Source organism: Chitinophaga sp. YR573 (genome assembly GCF_900110995.1).
Taxonomy (GTDB): Bacteria; Bacteroidota; Bacteroidia; order Chitinophagales; family Chitinophagaceae; genus Chitinophaga.
Window position 1 is genome coordinate 1,282,068 of sequence record NZ_FOJF01000002.1, and the last position, 18,423, is coordinate 1,300,490.

The 18,423-nt window shown below is 43.0% G+C and carries 12 protein-coding genes; 10 read left to right on the forward strand and 2 right to left on the reverse strand.

The window, feature by feature from the left end; genetic code table 11:
* The first annotated feature begins 191 nt into the window (after window positions 1-191).
* On the forward strand, window positions 192-1,622 hold the full coding sequence (locus BMW86_RS25055) for a L,D-transpeptidase family protein (RefSeq protein ID WP_089785153.1): 1,431 nt from the start codon (window positions 192-194) through the stop codon (window positions 1,620-1,622).
* A 30-nt stretch (window positions 1,623-1,652) separates the two neighbouring features.
* On the opposite strand, the gene BMW86_RS25060 is transcribed toward BMW86_RS25055, so the two are convergent.
* Both BMW86_RS25060 and BMW86_RS25065 read right to left on the reverse strand, forming a co-directional pair.
* The gene (locus BMW86_RS25060; RefSeq protein ID WP_089785155.1) at window positions 1,653-1,919 is read right to left on the reverse strand and encodes a DUF6496 domain-containing protein; all 267 of its coding nucleotides are present in this window, start codon (window positions 1,917-1,919) and stop codon (window positions 1,653-1,655) included.
* Window positions 1,920-1,971: 52 nt separating this feature from the next.
* Window positions 1,972-4,347: a glycosyl hydrolase family 95 catalytic domain-containing protein gene (locus tag BMW86_RS25065; RefSeq protein ID WP_089785157.1), complete on the reverse strand. Its 2,376-nt coding sequence runs from the start codon at window positions 4,345-4,347 to the stop codon at window positions 1,972-1,974.
* Between the two features lie 57 nt (window positions 4,348-4,404).
* Here BMW86_RS25065 and BMW86_RS25070 point away from each other — a divergent pair, with 57 nt between their 5' ends.
* From BMW86_RS25070 to BMW86_RS25110, 9 genes are all read left to right on the forward strand, one after another.
* Window positions 4,405-5,157 carry a helix-turn-helix transcriptional regulator gene (locus BMW86_RS25070; RefSeq protein ID WP_089785161.1) on the forward strand — a complete coding sequence of 251 codons (753 nt, stop codon included), beginning with the start codon at window positions 4,405-4,407 and terminating at the stop codon, window positions 5,155-5,157.
* Window positions 5,158-5,454: 297 nt separating this feature from the next.
* Complete coding sequence (locus BMW86_RS25075) at window positions 5,455-6,033, forward strand: RNA polymerase sigma factor (RefSeq protein WP_089785164.1); 579 nt, start codon at window positions 5,455-5,457, stop codon at window positions 6,031-6,033.
* A gap of 54 nt (window positions 6,034-6,087) precedes the next feature.
* Window positions 6,088-6,987 (forward strand): FecR family protein, encoded by a 900-nt coding sequence (locus BMW86_RS25080; protein ID WP_089785167.1) that lies wholly within the window; start codon window positions 6,088-6,090, stop codon window positions 6,985-6,987.
* A gap of 46 nt (window positions 6,988-7,033) precedes the next feature.
* Window positions 7,034-10,396: a SusC/RagA family TonB-linked outer membrane protein gene (locus BMW86_RS25085; RefSeq protein ID WP_255373001.1), complete on the forward strand. Its 3,363-nt coding sequence runs from the start codon at window positions 7,034-7,036 to the stop codon at window positions 10,394-10,396.
* 18 nt (window positions 10,397-10,414) lie between these two features.
* A complete protein-coding gene (locus BMW86_RS25090; protein ID WP_089785172.1) occupies window positions 10,415-12,211 on the forward strand; it encodes a RagB/SusD family nutrient uptake outer membrane protein in 1,797 nt (598 codons plus the stop codon).
* Window positions 12,212-12,231: 20 nt separating this feature from the next.
* The gene (locus BMW86_RS25095) at window positions 12,232-13,335 is read left to right on the forward strand and encodes a glycoside hydrolase family 76 protein (RefSeq protein ID WP_089785819.1); all 1,104 of its coding nucleotides are present in this window, start codon (window positions 12,232-12,234) and stop codon (window positions 13,333-13,335) included.
* A gap of 235 nt (window positions 13,336-13,570) precedes the next feature.
* A complete protein-coding gene (locus tag BMW86_RS25100) occupies window positions 13,571-14,110 on the forward strand; it encodes a gluconate 2-dehydrogenase subunit 3 family protein (RefSeq protein ID WP_089785174.1) in 540 nt (179 codons plus the stop codon).
* 6 nt (window positions 14,111-14,116) lie between these two features.
* On the forward strand, window positions 14,117-15,826 hold the full coding sequence (locus tag BMW86_RS25105; RefSeq protein ID WP_177189382.1) for a GMC oxidoreductase: 1,710 nt from the start codon (window positions 14,117-14,119) through the stop codon (window positions 15,824-15,826).
* Window positions 15,827-16,096: 270 nt separating this feature from the next.
* Window positions 16,097-18,409 (forward strand): TonB-dependent receptor, encoded by a 2,313-nt coding sequence (locus BMW86_RS25110; RefSeq protein WP_218149214.1) that lies wholly within the window; start codon window positions 16,097-16,099, stop codon window positions 18,407-18,409.
* Window positions 18,410-18,423 lie beyond the last annotated feature (14 nt).

An 18,423-nucleotide genomic window follows, 5' to 3' on the forward strand; every position in this document is an offset into this window, starting at 1 on the left:
ATTAAGTGGGTTTATATGGCAAAATTACCACCAGCTTCTACGCTATACAATGATCATATTATTAGTAAGCCATTGATTGGGATCAGCTTTCCTGATGATAATGCTCATTGAATCCTTTTAGTATTAGATGTTCCTTTGTTATGAAAATCTTTTTAATTACGTTATCTGTAGAAGATCAATAATTACATTTAATGAAATATATATTCATATTATGGTTGTTTTTATCTGCTGCATTTAATAGCTATGCCCAGAGCAAAATGCTTTGGCTGCCGGAACAATGTAAGGCAAACCGTCATATCCTTTTACAGTATCTGGAACAATGTGACTCATTAGGGTTGGATAAAAATGCTTATAATTTTGATCTCCTGCAGTCGCTGGATGAAAAGCCGCTTACAGAAGATTCTATTAATACGGATAAATCGATCACCTTATCTGCTATTCAGTTTTTCCATGATGTCGCTTATGGTAACACTATACCTCGTCTCGAATTCAATGGTATTAATGAGGTGCCTGCCTGTATAAATATCTCCGGGAAGTTTTACCATGCACTAGAAGAAAAGACCTTCAATAAATTATTAAAAGAAATAGAGCCAGATATCCCTGAATATATAAACATCAAAAAGAAAATAATACAGTATTTACTTAAACTGTCAGATACTACATTACATCCCGGAATAATAGTATCCTATCTTGTAGACAGCACCAATCATCCTTTAACAGAAAAACTTTACCAGTTAGGACACCTGGATTCATTAGACTATCACTTGCCTGAAAAAGTAATGAGAGCACAATTGCGCAAAGCACAGTATATGTTTGAATTTTATGAAGATGGCGGACTGCGGCCGAATGTATTAAATGCACTCAATATTCCACTGGGAGAAAGAATAAAAGAACTGCAATCTTCTCTTAATATATTCCGTTGGCTAAATTGCTACAGGCAATCAAAAAAGATGGTTGTTGTAAATATTCCTTCGGCTAACCTTTTCATGTATGCTGGGGACAGCATATTGTTGAGCTCCCGTATGGTGGTAGGAAAACCAACGACTCCTACACCGGTTTTATCCAGCAAAATCACGGAACTTGTGATGTTCCCTTACTGGACAGTACCTTATAAAATCGCCACCAGGGAGTTATTACCTGCTATCAGAAACAATATTCCTTACCTGGAAGCAGGTAATTATCAGGTGTTAGACAAGAGGGGCAATATACTGGATCCTTATAAGATTAACTGGAAGACGCTGAATACTAAAAATTTTCCATACACGATCCGGCAGGTGAATGGTTGCGATAATTCCCTGGGTATTATGAAACTTAATTTTTACAATCCCTATGATGTATATCTTCATGATACCCCCTGGAAAAACTTCTTTGCCTATAATAAACGTTATTTCAGTCATGGATGTATGAGGGTAGAGAAAGCAATCGCATTGGCAAAAGCGGTGTTACCCGGGAGGACAGATGAAATAAATGAACTGGCAGCTACCTGTATAGCTCCGTCGGGGAAACCTGTAATAATGCACCTCAACGAGCCAGTATCTGTGTTTGTATTATATCAGATAGCCTGGCCGGATGAAGCTGGAACAATCCGTTTTTTTGAGGATGCTTATAAGAAGATAAAATGAAGGCAGCAACAATGCGTTACTGCCGATATGTTATTTAGTTGTTTTTTTCCGGGTAGCTGCTTTCTTTTTAGGCGCAGCTTTCTTCGTAGTAGCCTTTTTAGCCGCCACCATCTTCTTAGGCACCGCTTTCTTCGGTACCTTATCACCCTCAGCTCTCGCTTCAGACAACGCTATCGCAATTGCCTGTTTCGGGTTCGTTACCTTCTTCCCGCTGCGACCGCTTCTAAGTTTCCCCGCCTTCATTTCTTTCATGACCTCTTCAACTTTTTCACTGCTTTTCTTTGAATACTTTGCCATTACATAGAATTTAAAGGTGAACAATGTAAATATGGCATCAAAAGATGGGCCATTATCTATTTTCAGATAATGTAATCACTTGTCCGGGAGAAGTCTTCAATGTAAGCAGGGCAGTATCTACCTTTCGACCATTCACAACAGCCCCTTTCTTCCAGGGGATCATCACCCTTAACTCATTTCCCTTTTCACTAAGAATACTTATTTTACCAACCCGCCCATTCATCTGCTCAGCGCTTACTAAAAAAGCACCTGCTGCCCGCAGGTTTGTAAAACTCCCATCAGTACGCCAGTTCGGAAATAAACGTATAACCCCAGTATAACTCTGCATTAAACATTCATTAATCACTGCCGGCAAAGCAAAGTTTTCAAACCAGATGCCCATATGCGACATATACATATAATCTGTCTGATCATTATACCGCCCATGCACCTGCATCACCACATCGGTAGCTGTGCCATTAGGTAACAACGCATATTGCACCTGCCTTTTAAAACGCTCAATATCCAGCATCCCTATTCTTGCCGCCTGCAGGTTCATAAATACAAGTGCATTCCCACCCTCACTTTGCTGATTATAAAACGTATTCTTTAACTTCCGCATAGTAGTATCATCAGAATGCAACCCATGATCTTCTCCGGGAAATACAGTTATAAGCGCATTAGGGACATTATAGACCACTTTGTCATGTTCCCCTGGCACAGATACATAAACATCCCCGTATTGAGCAGAACGGGCTGTAGGATAAGTAGGGAAATGTGCGAGTATCTCATTTACATCCGCCAGTAAAGGTTCATTTACTTTCAAGACAGTAACCGCCTCTTTAAAAGCATTAAAAATGAACTTGGTTAAAGTGAGATCAACAGAACAATCATAGTTATATTTAAACCCTGGTCTCAAACCATATAATTCAGGAGGGATAGTAGGGAAGATATGATAGTCTTTATCTGCCCAGCGATTACCACCATGTGCATCCGGCCGTTTCATATATGCCGTTAAAAACTCAACAGCTGCTTTAACAGGCTGATAAGCCCTGTTTCTCAGAAAAGCAGTATCCCCGGAATACAGATAATGCCACCATAACCCCTGCACCGCCCAGGGCGTTTCACATACTTCCCATCCCCAGTCAGGAACAGGATAAGGGTTCATCGTCATTTTCACCGGATAAGCAGAGTGGGGGAAGTAAGCTCCCGGTAAACCATAATATTCTTTCGCCCATTGACGGCTAACAGGCATCAGGGATTCTATCAGATTCACATAAGGAAGATTTTTTTCCAGATGATTACTGCTGAAGGTCATCCAGAAAGGCTGCTGGGTATTATAATTCATATGATAATCCCCATGCCATGCAGTACCGATATTGTTATAACTCCAGTTGGCAAATAAACCCGGACAAGTAACTCCATCCTTTGCTGCACAATTAAAAAAGTAAAGATTGCGATACCAGATCTCTTCCAGGAATTTATCACTTAACAATACAGAAGATTTACTCCAATACTCATTCCATACCGTTACATTCTTCTCAAAAGCACTATTAAAATCGGCTATTTCTACTTGCTTAAGCACATCACCTTCTTTCCCTTCCAGCAATACCACCTGTGCCGAAAAATCATCTTTTCTCAGCAACGCGGCCTCCAGTGTTTTCATCTCTTCCTTATTCCCGTTCCAGTTAATCCTGCTGGTTTTCTCTAATGACTGATTCACTTTCACACTCAACTTAAATGCCTTATTCTCTTTATTATCTGTAGATGGCAATACCTGACTGAAAGAAAGCTCTCCGGCCGGTAAATCTTCCTTTACTGTATAAGCAGGAAACTCCGCCGGAGTAGAAGGGTCTGGCATTACTTTAATCCTTTCAAAAATATTAGGTTGAGGATGCCCTGCTTTATCCACCAGTTTCATTAGCAGTCTATCATATTGCATCTCTGTAAAGATCCTTAGTTCCAGTTCTTTATGGTCCACTAACAACCGCACGGTACATAATCCGTTAGAGATATCCAGTATATGCCCCAGTAACTGCACTTTCCTTCCGTCAAAGCCTAACAATACAGATCCGCAGGGAAAGGGTCTTGGGTATTTTTTACGATAGTTATCACCGGACATCTGGTTATACTGATTATACCAGGGATCATCAGAAAGATTAGTAAGGGTATCGGAGATCTGTTTCACCTTATTAAACACGTAATTAAAGTCTTTCAGTTCTTCTTTATGTTCTTCTGCAAGTCGTATATCCCACACATTATTATGTCCGAAATAAAGGACAATAGCATCTGGCCGGGTAGTTACGACTACGCCCATGGCTCCGTTTCCTAAAAGGGCGCCATCAAAGAATCCCGGAGCGGGTTTATTAAAAATGACAGGATGTTTTGCTGCCTGGCCTAAACTGGTTAAAAACAACAGTTGCAGAATGGGTACGAGGAATTTTTTCATAACGCGCTCAAAATACAAATCTCACCGGTAAAAGCATTAAATTTGTAGAGATTAGCCATGGAAATAACCCGGTACATACCCGTTAAAGCTTTACAGCCATTCATTAAAACTTTCATGATCATTGAAAGCGATAATGGTATGGAGAATAAGATCCTGCCGGACACTTCCCTGGTAATGGCTTTCAGGTTAAGAGGAAAGATCACGGATGCCAAAGAGACCTTATCAGCATCCTCCATCACAGGATTAAGAAATGTTCCCCGTTTAATAGGTTATTCAAAAGACGCCGCTACATTACTGGTTGTATTCACAGAAGGAGGGGCGGCCGCATTCTTCCCTTTACCCTTACATGAATTGTTCGGTAGTAGTATTTCTCTTGATAATTTTATGAATACGCATCAGATAGAGGACCAGTTGATGAGTGAGAACAACAACGAAGTACGGATCAGCATCATACAGCATTTCCTTTTATCGAGGTTAAAATCCCCCAACTCAGATGCACTTATTCTCAGTGCCATACAACAGATAAAAAATGCAAACGGAGGTCTCAGGATAAAAGATTTGTCTGCTGATTTGTATATCAGTCAGGATGCATTTGAAAAGAGATTCAGAAAGATAACGGGTACATCCCCGAAGCAGTTCGCCGGAATAGTAAGATTAAAAAACATCATCGCTCAATATTCCAATGCAACGAATTTAACGGACATGGCTCATTCCGCAGGTTATTTCGATCAGGCACATTTTATAAAGACGTTCAAATCCTTCACCGGACAAACACCACAATCATTTTTCACTACTCCCGCTCTCTGGTAAAAGCAGTGGTACTGCCTCAATTAAATTATAAATTACATAATCTTCGCACAAGATGTTATTGATCAATAAATACACCTTATCTGACGTGAATATTAGGTGAAGTTAAATTGAAAAACAAATCCTGAACCCATATTCCAAAGCTAAATCAGAGAACTAAACAGTCAGATGCAGTGTATTTATGATCAATAACATCTGGCAATCTACGCTGTCATAACACCTACCAAAACAGCCAGCACCAGAAATTAACCCCTCAAATTAAACAGAGAGTATTATTTTTACCCATTATTTTCTATTTATATGGAAATGAGTGATGGGGAGTTACTGCAAGCTATAAAAAGGGACGACACTGCTGCATTCGAGATCCTGTATGATCGTTACTGGAAAGCATTATATCTCAAAGCTTGTCAGCGGGTAGATAAAGACGAAGCCAAAGACATTGTTCAGGAGGTCATGTTAAGCCTGTGGCGACGTAGGAATGCCGTTTCCGCTGATAAAGACGGCGAACTGGGGAGATACCTTTTTACAGCCATTAAATACAGGGTTATCAGTCATTACGCCTTCAATGCCGCCGAAGTAAAGAATGCAGAACTGTTTGATGTACTTGATAATCACACAGATGTATTGGAAACAAAGGAGCTGAAGGCCCTGATAGAAGCAGCCGTAAACCGGTTGCCCGCCCGTATGCAACAAATCTTCCGGATGAGCCGGGAAGATGATCACTCTATTGCAGATATCGCCAGAATCCTCAATATTTCTGAACAAACCGTTAAGAATCAACTAACTGAAGCACTTAAAAGACTCCGTACCTCCCTCCAGACCAACACCCCCGGTGAGTGGGCCCTGGTCATCCTCTGTATTATTTTAAATAAATTTTAAAACCGACTAGTACCAAACCCCTTTTTCTGAGATAAGGTAATAAACTAGTCCACGTTGCAAGCAAAAACCATCAAACAACTCCTCAGGCAATACCTGCTGGGAAAGGCACCGGAAAAAGAATCCGGGGTCATAGACCAATGGTATGATTCCTTCAATGAAGACCTGCACCTCAGCAAAGAACAGGAAGAACAGCTCCGCCAGGAAATGTGGCAACACATCCATCCGCAAATTAGGGTTGCTAAAACCTTTTACTTACGTACTGCCGCAAAGGCAGCTGCGGTGGCCTTACTACTGGCAAGTGCAGGGCTTACCTACTTCCTGCTGAGAGAACAACCCGCTAAATTCACCGAAATCATTACCCGATCAGGGGAAAGGAAGATGGTCACCTTAGCAGATGGTACCATTCTCTCCATTAACGCCGGTTCTACCATCCGAATCACCGCTGAAAGGACCCTCAGCATCCTCGACGGGGAAGTATTCTTCGACGTAAAAGGAGATCCCCGCAAAGCATTTACCGTACAAAGCGGCCCCCTCACCACCACCGTACTGGGTACCTCTTTTAATATTACCGCCTATAAAGCGCTGCATAACCTCAGCGTAGGCGTAGTAAGTGGTAAGGTAAGCGTGAATGGATACGGTATCCTGGCAAAAAACCAGGCCCTGGTATACGATAAACAAACAGGTACCGGTAAAATCGACTCCCTCGACCAGAACTCCCTGGAATGGCAGCACGGTAAACTCCTGCTCAACGACGTCTCTTTTGATGAAATGGTCGTAATGATGCAGAAAAACTTCGGTATCACCATCACCGCCAACCAGGAGGAAGTGAAAGCGACAAGGTACACCACAGAATTGTCCACCGCCATGGAGCCTGTAAAGGCAGCAGAAGTACTGGCAGCTATCCATCAGCTCAAAATCAAAGCAACAACCAATCAAATTCTGATTTACAAATAAGCCTCTGTGCTGAAATTCCACTCACAACTCAATGCCTGAATTACGTATGAAAAAATTGATCAAAACACTCAGAAAGAGAGTGCTGGCAATCGTACTTATTTTCACGTCTGCCTTATTACCTGCATACGCAGGTCAGGGGCAGATCCTGAAAGAAACAACTGTTACCATCAACCTGAAAAGCGGTTCACTGGAATCAGCCATCAGAGAACTGCAGCAATCCACGAAAGTTACTTTTGCCTACGACAAACAACTGCTCAGCTCATATCCCGTTGGTAATTACTCTTTCTCCAACGAACGCCTGGATAAAGTACTGATGACACTATTACAAAACAAACAACTGGGCTTCCGGGAAGTAAATGACATCGTGGTCATCAGCAAATTATCTGCCGGCACAACACAGGAAGCCAAACGTGCAGATATCATTATCTCTGGTACTGTCGTAGATGAAAATGGTAAAGGCATGCCCGGCGTTAGTGTAGCCGTGAGAGGTGTAAGTACCATGACTACCACCTCCACTGATGGTAAATTCAAAATCATCGTGCAATCTCCGGAGGCTGTGTTAGCCTTCAGCTTCATCGGTTACGAAACTATTGAAATGCCAGTAGGTACTAAAACTACCTTCAGCATTCAGATGAAAGTAGCCAGCAAATCACTCAGCGAAGTAGCTGTAGTAGGTTTTGGTGTGCAGCGTAAAGTAAGCCTCGTAGGCGCTCAGTCTACCATCAGAGCAATTGAATTCAAACAGCCTGCTGCCGATATCACCACCATGCTGGCAGGACGTGTAGCCGGTGTAGTAGGTGTACAACGTACCGGTGAACCGGGTAAAAGCGGCGCTGATATCTGGATCCGCGGTATCTCTACTTTCGGTGACGGTAACAGCTCCAGTCCATTAATCCTCGTAGATGGGGTAGAACGTTCTATCAATAACATCTCCGCAGAAGACATCGAATCCTTCACCATCCTGAAAGATGCTGCCGGTACTGCCGTATATGGTGTACGTGGTGCAAACGGTGTAATCCTCGTAAGAACAAAAAGTGGGAAAGTAGGAAAACCTCAGATCTATTTCGATTATAATGAAGGCGTAAACACCTTCACGAAAAGACCAGAAATGCTGGACGGTATCTCCTACATGAACCTGGCTAATGAAGCTGTAACTACCCGCAACCGTACACCGGTTTACTCTCAGGAGTATATCAATAATACAAAGAACGGCGTAGATCCTTTGTTATATCCAAACGTAGACTGGATGAACGCAGTATTTAATAAATACGGCCATACCCGCAGTGCTAACCTAAACGCCAGCGGTGGTGTGGAAAATGCACAGTACTATGTATCCCTGGGTTACTTCAACGAAACCGGTTTCCTGAAAACAGACGAACTGGCCAGGTATAACTCTTCCCTCAAATACAACCGTTATAACTTCACCAGTAACCTGAATTTAAAAGTCACTAAAACGACTAAACTGGATGTTGGTCTACAGGGATATTTCTCTAATGGTAACTACCCAGGTATCAGCACCGCTAATATCTTCCAGAGCGCTATGGATGCTCCTCCGGTGGCCTATCCGATCATGTATCCGGGTGGACTCGTTCCCGGTCAGTCCTCTAATGGTGGTTTCAGAAACCCATACGCGGACCTGACCCGCAGAGGCTACCGCAACGAGTTTAAAAACCAGCTCTTCTCTAATATCAGGGCTACACAGGACCTGGGCGGCCTGACTAAAGGCTTAACCGCTACTGCCATGTTCGCGTTTGATACCTACAACCAGAACTTCATCACAAGATCTAAAAGAGAAGATACTTATTTCCCCGACCAGGTGAATCCTTATAAAGCAGATGGATCATTAAACCTGATCAAAACATTTACAGGTGATGATTACCTGAGCTTCGATAAAGATGACGGTGATCGCCAGACTACCCGCAAATTCTACACAGAAGCAGCCCTTAACTACGACAGAAGTTTCGGTAAACACCGTGTTGGTGCACTGGCATTATTCTACTCCAGCGACCTGTCAAACACACTGGCCGGTGATTTCATCAGCTCTATTCCTGAAAGATCATTAGGTACCGCAGGAAGAGTAGCTTACTCATATAATGACAGATACTTCGCTGAATTCAACTTCGGTTATAACGGTTCTGAAACATTCGCTCCGCAAAACCGTTTCGGGTTCTTCCCTGCTATCGGCTTTGGCTGGATAGTATCTAACGAGAAATTCTTCTCTCCACTTAAAAACGCTGTTTCCTTCCTGAAATTCCGTTACTCAAATGGTAACTCCGGTTTGAGCAGCACAGGTACAAGATTCCTCTACATCACCAACCTGAGTACTTATAATGATGCTTACGGTTTCGGTAAAGCATTCAGCAATACAGGTGGTATTAATATAGACAGATACGCTACAAACGTACAATGGTCTGTATCTAACAAACAGGACCTTGGTATGGAATTCCATACTTTAAATGATCACCTGTCTGTTATCGTAGATCTCTTTAAAGAACACCGTACCGGTATCTTCCTGAAAAGAGCTTCCAATGTAGACTTCATGGGGCTTCAGAATCAGCAGTATGCGAACCTGGGTATCGTGAATAACAAAGGTCTGGATGCAACGGTTGAATACAGTACCCGCATCGGTCAGGTAGATGTACAGTTCCGTGGTAACATCACTTATACAAAAGATGTATTAATTGAAGATGATACCCCTCCGCAGAACTATCCATGGATGGAACATCGCGGCAACAATGTACTGGCCCGTTATGGTTATGTCGCAGAAGGATTATTCAGAGATGATGCAGAAATCAAGGCAAGTGCTGTTCCAGGTGATAAGAACGCCGTAATGCCAGGTGATATCAAATACAAAGATTTAAATGGAGATGGGCTGATCAATAACTATGATGTAACAAAAATTGGTCGTGGTGATTTGCCTTCTTTAGTATACGGCTTTGGTTTTAACGTTGCTTACAAAGGCTTTAATATCGGGCTGATGTTCCAGGGTATTTCAAACGCAGACCGTATGCTGCAGGGTTCTGCCATTATTCCTTTCAATGGCGGCGGTGGCGTAACCAATGCATATTCTATTGCGGAAGACAGATGGACTGTAGATAATCCACGTCAGGATGCATTCTACCCACGCCTTGCATATGGCGAATCTGAAAACAAGAATAATACACAGGCCAGTTCCTGGTGGGTAAAAGATGTGAGCTTCATGCGTTTGAAATCAGCTCAGATTGCCTACAATCTGCCATCCACATTCCTGAACAGGGTCGGTATCCGCAACTCATCAATCTACCTGCAGGGTATCAACCTGTTTACCATCAGCAAGTTCAAACTCTGGGACCCTGAGTTGAATACAAATAACGGGACCAGCTATCCGAATGTGAGAACGGTTTCCCTTGGCATGAACTTAAGATTTTAATCCACTAAGCAAACGATTATGAAAAAGCTATTATACATTTTCACGGCTTTAATTATATTTTCATCCTGCTCCAAATACCTGGATCAGGTACCGGATGACAGGCTCACTACTGAGGAAACTTTCAGAACATGGGGTACTGCACAGAAATTCCTGGCAGATGTATACCGTCGTGTTCCGGATGAATTCGGACAACGCAACCCTGGTTCTGATGAATGCCGTGGTCTGTGGACAGGCGGTTGTGATGAAGCTGATTACGTGTGGAGTTTCGTACAATCCAATGATGTAAACATCGGTAACTGGGATGCCAATTCCGGTTTCGTAGGCGACTACTGGAGAAACTATTATCGTGGTATCCGTGCTGCTTCCGTATTCATTGAAAATGCAGATAAGATCACAGATCTGAGCCCTGCCCTGATTACCCGCTACAAAGCAGAAGCAAGAGCGCTGCGTGCCATGTATTATTTCTACCTGATGCGTATCTATGGTCCCGTAGTAATACTGGAAGAAAAAGCAGTACCCGTAGATGCCAATCTGCAGGTACCCCGCAGCTCTTTCGATGAATGCGCTACCTATGTAGCAGCGGAACTGGAAAAAGCATCAGCAGACCTGCCGGTTACGCCTGCGAATGATCAGGACTATGGCCATATCACAAAAGGTGTGGCGCTGGCATTCAGGGCTAACGCGCTGATGTTTGCCGCAAGCCCTTTATACAATGGTAACGCAGATCTTGCCGGCCTGACTAACAAAGACGGTAAACAACTCATCAGCCAGTCTTTCGATGTGAACAAATGGAAGACTGCTGCAGATGCATACAAATCCTTTTTAGACCAGTTCGTACCGGGTACTTATAGTCTGTTCAAAAAGAACGATGCCAGCGGTAATTACAGCCCATATCTGTCCTGCCGCGATGTAATCCTGACCGACTGGAACCCTGAAGTGATCTTCGCAAGGGTAAAGAACTCGCTCGGTGCCCGTCAGTATGAACTCACGCCTTATCACAACGGACAAAGTTCCCGTGATGTAAAAGGAAGCGGTGGCCTTGGTGCTACACAAAACATGGTGGACGCATTCTTCACTGCCAATGGAAGAAGTATCAGCGATCCTTTATCCGGTTATGTAAGCTCCGGTTATTCTGATTTCCAGTCGCCATACGATACGCATACAAAAAACATCTACAACCAGTGGGTAAACCGCGAACCTCGCTTTTATGTGAATATCACATATGATAACAGCACCTGGTTAAATACATCTTTCGGAGAAATTAATTCCCGCTTTTATTACACCGGTAACTCCGGTCTGAAAGCAGGTGGTGGAGACCACACAACAACAGGTTATGTTGTACGTAAGGCGATGGGCCTTGGTAACTGGGACGTGGGTGGCCGCACACTGATCCTGATCCGCCTGGCAGAAATCTACCTCAGCTACGCAGAATGCGTAAATGAAGCAGATCCTTCCAACCCTGATGCACTGAAGTACATCAATCTCATTCGTGAAAGAGCTGGCATCCCATTGTACGGTTCTGCAGAATTACCCGCTCCAACTGGTCAGTCCGAAATGCGCGAAGCGATCCGTAAGGAACGCAGGGTGGAATTAGCGTTTGAAAACAATCGCTTCTTCGACGTACGCAGATGGAAAATAGCAGAACAAACAGAGAATGGTCCTATGTATGGATTAAACATCAGTGCGGATTTGCCAGACTTTCTGAATGTGGTGACCTTTGAAACACGTGTGTTTAACAAACGTCACTATTTCTTCCCTATCCCGTCTAATGATGTAAACAACGACAAACAGTTAGTGCAGAACCCGGGATGGTAATCAGTAAAAAAACTTTCATCATGAAAACTTTCATCTTTACAACCTTATTGCTGCTCTCTACTTCCTGTAGTAAGAGCAGCAGTGTAGTTGACCCACCGGTAGTATTGCCTGCCGTATCCTTTACTGCAAAGGATGCTACTGCTGCTTTTAATTCGTTTAACACAACTTTCTACAGCACTACAGACAAGCTGTATTACTCAAACACAGAGAGAAAAGATATCGGCGCCATATGGACACAGGCCGTTTACTGGGACCTTGCAATGGATACCTATAAACGCACCAAAGATCCTGCCCATCTGGCCATGATCAACGATATCTACCAGGGTGGTTCCAACCGATATGATCATTACAACTGGAATAATAAAACCACCTGGTTTATTTATGATGATATGATGTGGTGGATCATCTCCCTGGCCCGTGCCAATCAGATCACCGGCAATGCAGACTACCTCGCTAATTCAATAGCAGGATTCCGGCACGTATGGGATAACGCTTATGACAGCACGAACGGTGGTATGTGGTGGGATTTTAATCATACAGGTAAAAACTCCTGTATTAACTTCCCTACCGTGATCGCAGCCATGACATTGTATAAGATCACAGGAGATAAAACTTATCTGGATAAAGCCAAAAGTGTATACAGCTGGGGTGTAGCTAACCTCTACGATAACACAACTGGCAGAGTAGCTGATAACAACATCAATGGTAACAAGGGCTGGTCTGATTATACCTACAACCTGGGTACCTTCATCGGTGCTGCCGTGATGTTGTACAAGGAAACAGGCGAACAGTCCTATCTTGATAATGCTAAACTGGCTGCTGATTACACACAGAAAAGCATGTGTGATAAAGACGGGATTATGCCCGCAGAAGGCGACTGGAACGAACAGGGTGTACTCAAAGCCATATTCGGCCACTACATCATGACGCTCATCACAGATGCCAATCAGCAACAGTATTTACCCTGGATCAGGAAAAATATTAACACCGCCTGGGGCAACCGGGATGCCACCCGTGGCATCACCTACAGGAACTATAAAGTTGCCTGCCCAACAGGTATAGTGCAGTCATATGAGGCAAGTAGTGCAGTAGAAATGATGCAGGTATGTCCACCTGAGAAGTAACTGACCTATCCTATTTAACCCCTGAAACGCCGTTAGCGCTAAAAGCGCTGCGGCGTTTCCAGTTATCCATTATCATCAACGGAGAGGAAAAAGGGATTGATAAATTTGTATTGGTTGAGTAAATATAGTATCAGTATTTCGCGTCTTTTTGCCATTCATCCCAAAGATAGCCGCAGTCATTTGGAAATATTAAATATAACTGATACCTTATTGTCCGTTTAAGTAAATATTGATCATGCAAGTAAGTAGACGAACCGCGTTAAAACAGGTCTTAATGGTGTCTGCGGGAATAGCGTTGCTGCCTTCGTGTCTGCACACTACTCCTGCCACTTTAAAGTTAAAAAATTTAGATGTAAATGGGGATGATGAGAAGATGCTGGAAGAACTCACAGCTACCATTATTCCTACTACGAAAACACCAGGCGCCAGAGAAGTAAAAGCACAGCAATTTGCACTCACCATGATAGATGATTGCTTCAATAAAGAAGCACAGCAGAAATGGATGACAGGGATGAAAGAGTTTGAAGCGCTTTGCAAAAAACAAACCGGACACTCTTTTGTAAATTCCACACCAGCCGAAAGGGAGTCACTGTTGCAATCGCTGGAAAAAGAAGAGGGGCCTGCCGCTCATTTCTATAAGGTGACCAAACGTTTAACAATTCAGGCTTACACCAATTCTGAATATTATTTAACAAAAGTGGAAGAGTACGAACTGGTACCGGCTCGTTTCCATGGAAGTATTCCCGTTAAAGATCTCACTAAAAAGACGCTCTAAATTAGTATGGCTAACATCAACACTAGTGCTAAAGACCGTACGTTCGATGCTATTGTTATAGGCTCGGGCATCAGCGGTGGATGGGCAGCAAAGGAATTCACGGAAAAGGGACTCAAAACCCTGGTGCTGGAAAGAGGCCGTGATGTTAAACACTTAAAAGATTATCCTACCACAAATATGTATCCCTGGGAATTTCCTCACAGAGGACAGATCCCGGAGGCGATAAAGGCAGAAAACCCCTCTATCAGCCGTTGTTATGCTTTTAAAGAAGATGCCATGCACTTCTTTGTAAAGGACAAGGAACATCCTTATATCCAGGACAAACCATTCGACCTGATCCGCGGATACCAGGTAGGGGGTAAATCTCTGATGTGGGCAAGACAAACACAACGCTGGAGTAACTTCGACTTTGAAGGTCCTGCAAGGGATGGCTTCGCTGTCGACTGGCCCATCCGTTATGAAGATATCGCTCCCTGGTACAGCTACGTGGAGAAATTCGTAGGTATTTCCGGTAATAAGGACGGTATTCCCAACCTGCCGGATGGTGAGTTCCTGCCTGCCATGGACCTTACAAGGGTAGAAACCTATTTTAAGGACTTTGTGGCCGCTAACTATAAAGATCGACACGTAATCTATGGCCGCTGTGCACACCTCTCAGAACCGCAGCCTATTCATATTGAGCAGGGTAGGGTGAAATGCCAGAAGAGAAACCTGTGCCAGCGTGGTTGTCCGTTCGGGGGATATTTCAGCAGCAACTCGTCTACACTGCCCTGGGCTGAAAAGACCGGTAACCTCACTATGCGTCCTTTCTCTGTCGTGCATTCTATCATCTATGATGAAAAGAAAGGCAAGGCTACCGGCGTAAGAGTAGTGGATACCAATACCAAAGAGATGACGGAGTATTATGCCAATGTCATCTTTGTAAACGCAGCAGCTGTAAATACCAATCTCATACTACTGAACTCTGTCTCTAACCGTTTCCCGCAGGGCTTAGGTAATGATAGTGGCGTATTAGGTAAATACTTTGCCTTCCATAACTACCGTGGTCATATCTCTGCCCAGTATGACGGATTTAAAGATATTACTACAGATGGACGCCGTCCTACCAGTGCTTACCTGCCAAGGTTCAGGAACGTGCAGAAACAGGAAACTGATTTCCTGCGTGGTTATGCTGCCGGTTTTGACGGAGGACGTCGTTTAACCTCAGACAATAGTGGTTTTGGGGTTGGATTGAAAGATAAGCTCTCTAATGAGGAACTGGGCCCATGGTATGTAGGTTCTCATATGATGGGAGAAACGATCCCCAAAGAAGAGAGTCAGCTTACTTTGGATAAAACCAGCAAAGATGAATGGGGCATTCCAACCCTGCACATCAATGTGGGTTATGATGATAACGATGAGAAGATGCTGAAGGACTTCTTTGAGCAGATGACCGAAATGTATACAAAAGCAGGCTTTACCAATATCCAGACGAGCGATTCCCATCAGGCTCCCGGACTGGATATCCATGAAATGGGCGGGGTACGTATGGGACATGATCCTAAAACATCCATGCTTAATAAATGGAACCAGCTGCATGCCTGCACTAATGTATATGTAACAGACGGTGCCTGCATGACTTCCACCTCTACACAAAACCCATCCCTCACTTACATGGCCTTAACGGCAAGAGCGGTAGACCATGCTGTCTCCTCACTGAAGAAAGGCGATATCTAAGTTTGATTTTGGGAGCAGGGCAAAACCCCTTCAATTCTTTGGTGATAGTGCGAAGCACTATCACCCTTTTTATATAAATACATGTTGCTACATGTATTATTTCCCGATAGCGAAAATCATTTTCCCGTTTCGACAAAAGATATCTAACAGTGACGCCTAGCTTTGCTGACCAAAATAACTTTAATCGTAATGAGGCATAATTTTATACGCTGCAACCTGAACTACATTTTTCTAAATTTAATAATCCTGATTTTTAGCTCCTATGGAGCCATGGCAAATGAAGTACTATCCGCTATTAAAGGAAAAGTATTGACTTCTGATGGAGAACCCGCTGCTTATGTAACAGTACAGATAAAGAATACCGGTCATGGTACATTAACCGATCAGAATGGAGATTTTCTTTTCAAAAAGATCAAACCAGGCCATTATACCTTACAGGTATCCCTGATTGGATATGAAACATTGGAACAGGAGGTAGAGGTGGAAACAGATAAGGTATCCCATGTATCTTTACAACTGAAGGTTTCGCGTAACCAGATAAAAGAGATTGTTGTAGTGGGTGGAAAGAATAAATATGTTGTGAACAATCCTTCATCATCACTGCGCCTGCAGACCCCTTTAACAGAAGTTCCCCAGAATATCCAGGTGGTTACCAAAGAGGTACTGAATGATCAGCAGGTATTTAATATGTCCGACGGTGTACTCAGGAACGTGAGTGGTGCCCAGAGAATAGCACACTGGAATACTTATACAAGGATCAATGCAAGAGGAGGCCAGTTAACGGCTTTCAGAAATGGCATGAATACAACAATCAGTCCGTTCAGCCCTCTGACAGAAGATATGAGCATGGTTGACAGGATAGAATTTATAAAAGGCCCTGCCGGTTTTATGCTGTCAAATGGTGAACCCAGCGGTATCTATAATGTAGTGACCAAAAAACCTACAGGCATTGATCAGAAGGAATTTACACTTACTGTAGGTTCTTTTGAAACTTACAGAGCTACAGGAGATTTCGATGGCAGGTTATCCAAAGATGGAAAACTGCTGTATCGTTTGAACGTAATGGGACAACTGGCTGCATCTCAACGTAATTTCGAATATAACAACCGTTATTCCATTGCACCGGTTATCAAATACTTAATAGATGACAGGACCTCATTTACAGCAGAATATACTGATCAATATGTACAGATGAACGTTATAGGAAGCGATTATGCTTTCTCCAAACGCAAGTATGCAGATCTGCCGGTTAGCTTTACCACAGCTGAATCCAATATCGCTCCTACTAAAATTCATGACAGAAGCCTGTTGCTTGTTTTTGAGCATCAGTTTAATGCTAACTGGAAATTTACAGCCCAGGGTGCTTATTTCCACTATAACCAGGAAGGTTCCAGCATGTGGCCTATTGGTTTTACTACAGCAGGTAATGATAGTCTTTTACAAAGACGTATCAATATGTGGGATGCTTTAGGTATGAACAAAACTGCACAGATGTTCCTGAACGGAAAGTTCAATACAGGTAGTGTACAACATACTATACTGGCCGGACTGGACATGAAATACAGCAATTATTATGCGGACTATGGTACTCCGACATTATTAGGGGATGCTACTTTCAATATCTATAAGCCTGTATATACCAATCCGTCTGTACCAGCGTGGGACAGATCAAAAGACATCCGTGCAAGAGGTGTATTGTATAATTACGGTTATAATGCCGGTTATGTACAGGATGAACTGGGCTTCTTTAATAACAAAGTTCGTCTTACACTTGCTGCCCGTTATACCGTCAACAAATATGTGAGTCCATATGAAGGCACCTATAACGATGATAAAATTACACCACGTGTAGGATTAAGCTATTCTGTTGATAAAAACACGTCTGCCTATTTTATCTACGACCAGGCTTTCATGCAGAATCCGGGAAGAGATTACCAGGATAAAAACTTTAAACCACTCACAGGAGATAATCTCGAATTTGGTCTGAAGAGAGACTGGTTCAACGGACGGTTTAATTCAACAGTGTCTGTTTACCAGATCACCAAGAATAATGTACTGGTTGCTGATAATGAACATACTAATCCTGCAAATGGTGAATATAGTTACAGCAAACAAACAGGACAGCAGCAGATCAAAGGTGTTGAAGTGGATCTGAGAGGAGATATCGTAAGGAACCTGGGAGTAGTGATCAACTATGCTTATACTGATGCACAAATATCAAAAGACAGCGATCCTAAACTGGTAGGTAATATCGTACCGGGTACCAGTAAACATATTCAGAATACATGGATGACTTACAGAGTTGCCCAGGGCGTACTAAATGGTTTAAGACTGTCTGCCGGTTATCAGTATATGATTGGACGTGTTGCTGGCATGATCTACGATAAGAGCGAGAACCCATTACCTGACTATTTCAGACTGGACGCTGGTATCGGTTACACAAGCAACAAATTCAGTATCAATCTGAATGTGAATAATGTTTTTGATAAGTATTTATTTACAGGAGGCCCTTCCGGTGATATATTTTACTGGCAGGCCGAACCTAAACGTAATGCACGTGTTAGTGTAGGATACAAGTTTTAACTCATCACTTAAAA

Coding starts and splice junctions, on each gene's coding strand:
- BMW86_RS25085 (WP_255373001.1), top strand. CDS start 7,034: ATGAAAAAATTGATCAAAACACTCAGAAAGAGAGTGCTGGCAATCGTA.
- BMW86_RS25075 (WP_089785164.1), top strand. CDS start 5,455: ATGGAAATGAGTGATGGGGAGTTACTGCAAGCTATAAAAAGGGACGAC.
- BMW86_RS25065 (WP_089785157.1), bottom strand. CDS start 4,347: ATGAAAAAATTCCTCGTACCCATTCTGCAACTGTTGTTTTTAACCAGT.
- BMW86_RS25110 (WP_218149214.1), top strand. CDS start 16,097: ATGGCAAATGAAGTACTATCCGCTATTAAAGGAAAAGTATTGACTTCT.
- BMW86_RS25095 (WP_089785819.1), top strand. CDS start 12,232: ATGAAAACTTTCATCTTTACAACCTTATTGCTGCTCTCTACTTCCTGT.
- BMW86_RS25055 (WP_089785153.1), top strand. CDS start 192: ATGAAATATATATTCATATTATGGTTGTTTTTATCTGCTGCATTTAAT.
- BMW86_RS25090 (WP_089785172.1), top strand. CDS start 10,415: ATGAAAAAGCTATTATACATTTTCACGGCTTTAATTATATTTTCATCC.
- BMW86_RS25100 (WP_089785174.1), top strand. CDS start 13,571: ATGCAAGTAAGTAGACGAACCGCGTTAAAACAGGTCTTAATGGTGTCT.
- BMW86_RS25105 (WP_177189382.1), top strand. CDS start 14,117: ATGGCTAACATCAACACTAGTGCTAAAGACCGTACGTTCGATGCTATT.
- BMW86_RS25060 (WP_089785155.1), bottom strand. CDS start 1,919: ATGGCAAAGTATTCAAAGAAAAGCAGTGAAAAAGTTGAAGAGGTCATG.
- BMW86_RS25070 (WP_089785161.1), top strand. CDS start 4,405: ATGGAAATAACCCGGTACATACCCGTTAAAGCTTTACAGCCATTCATT.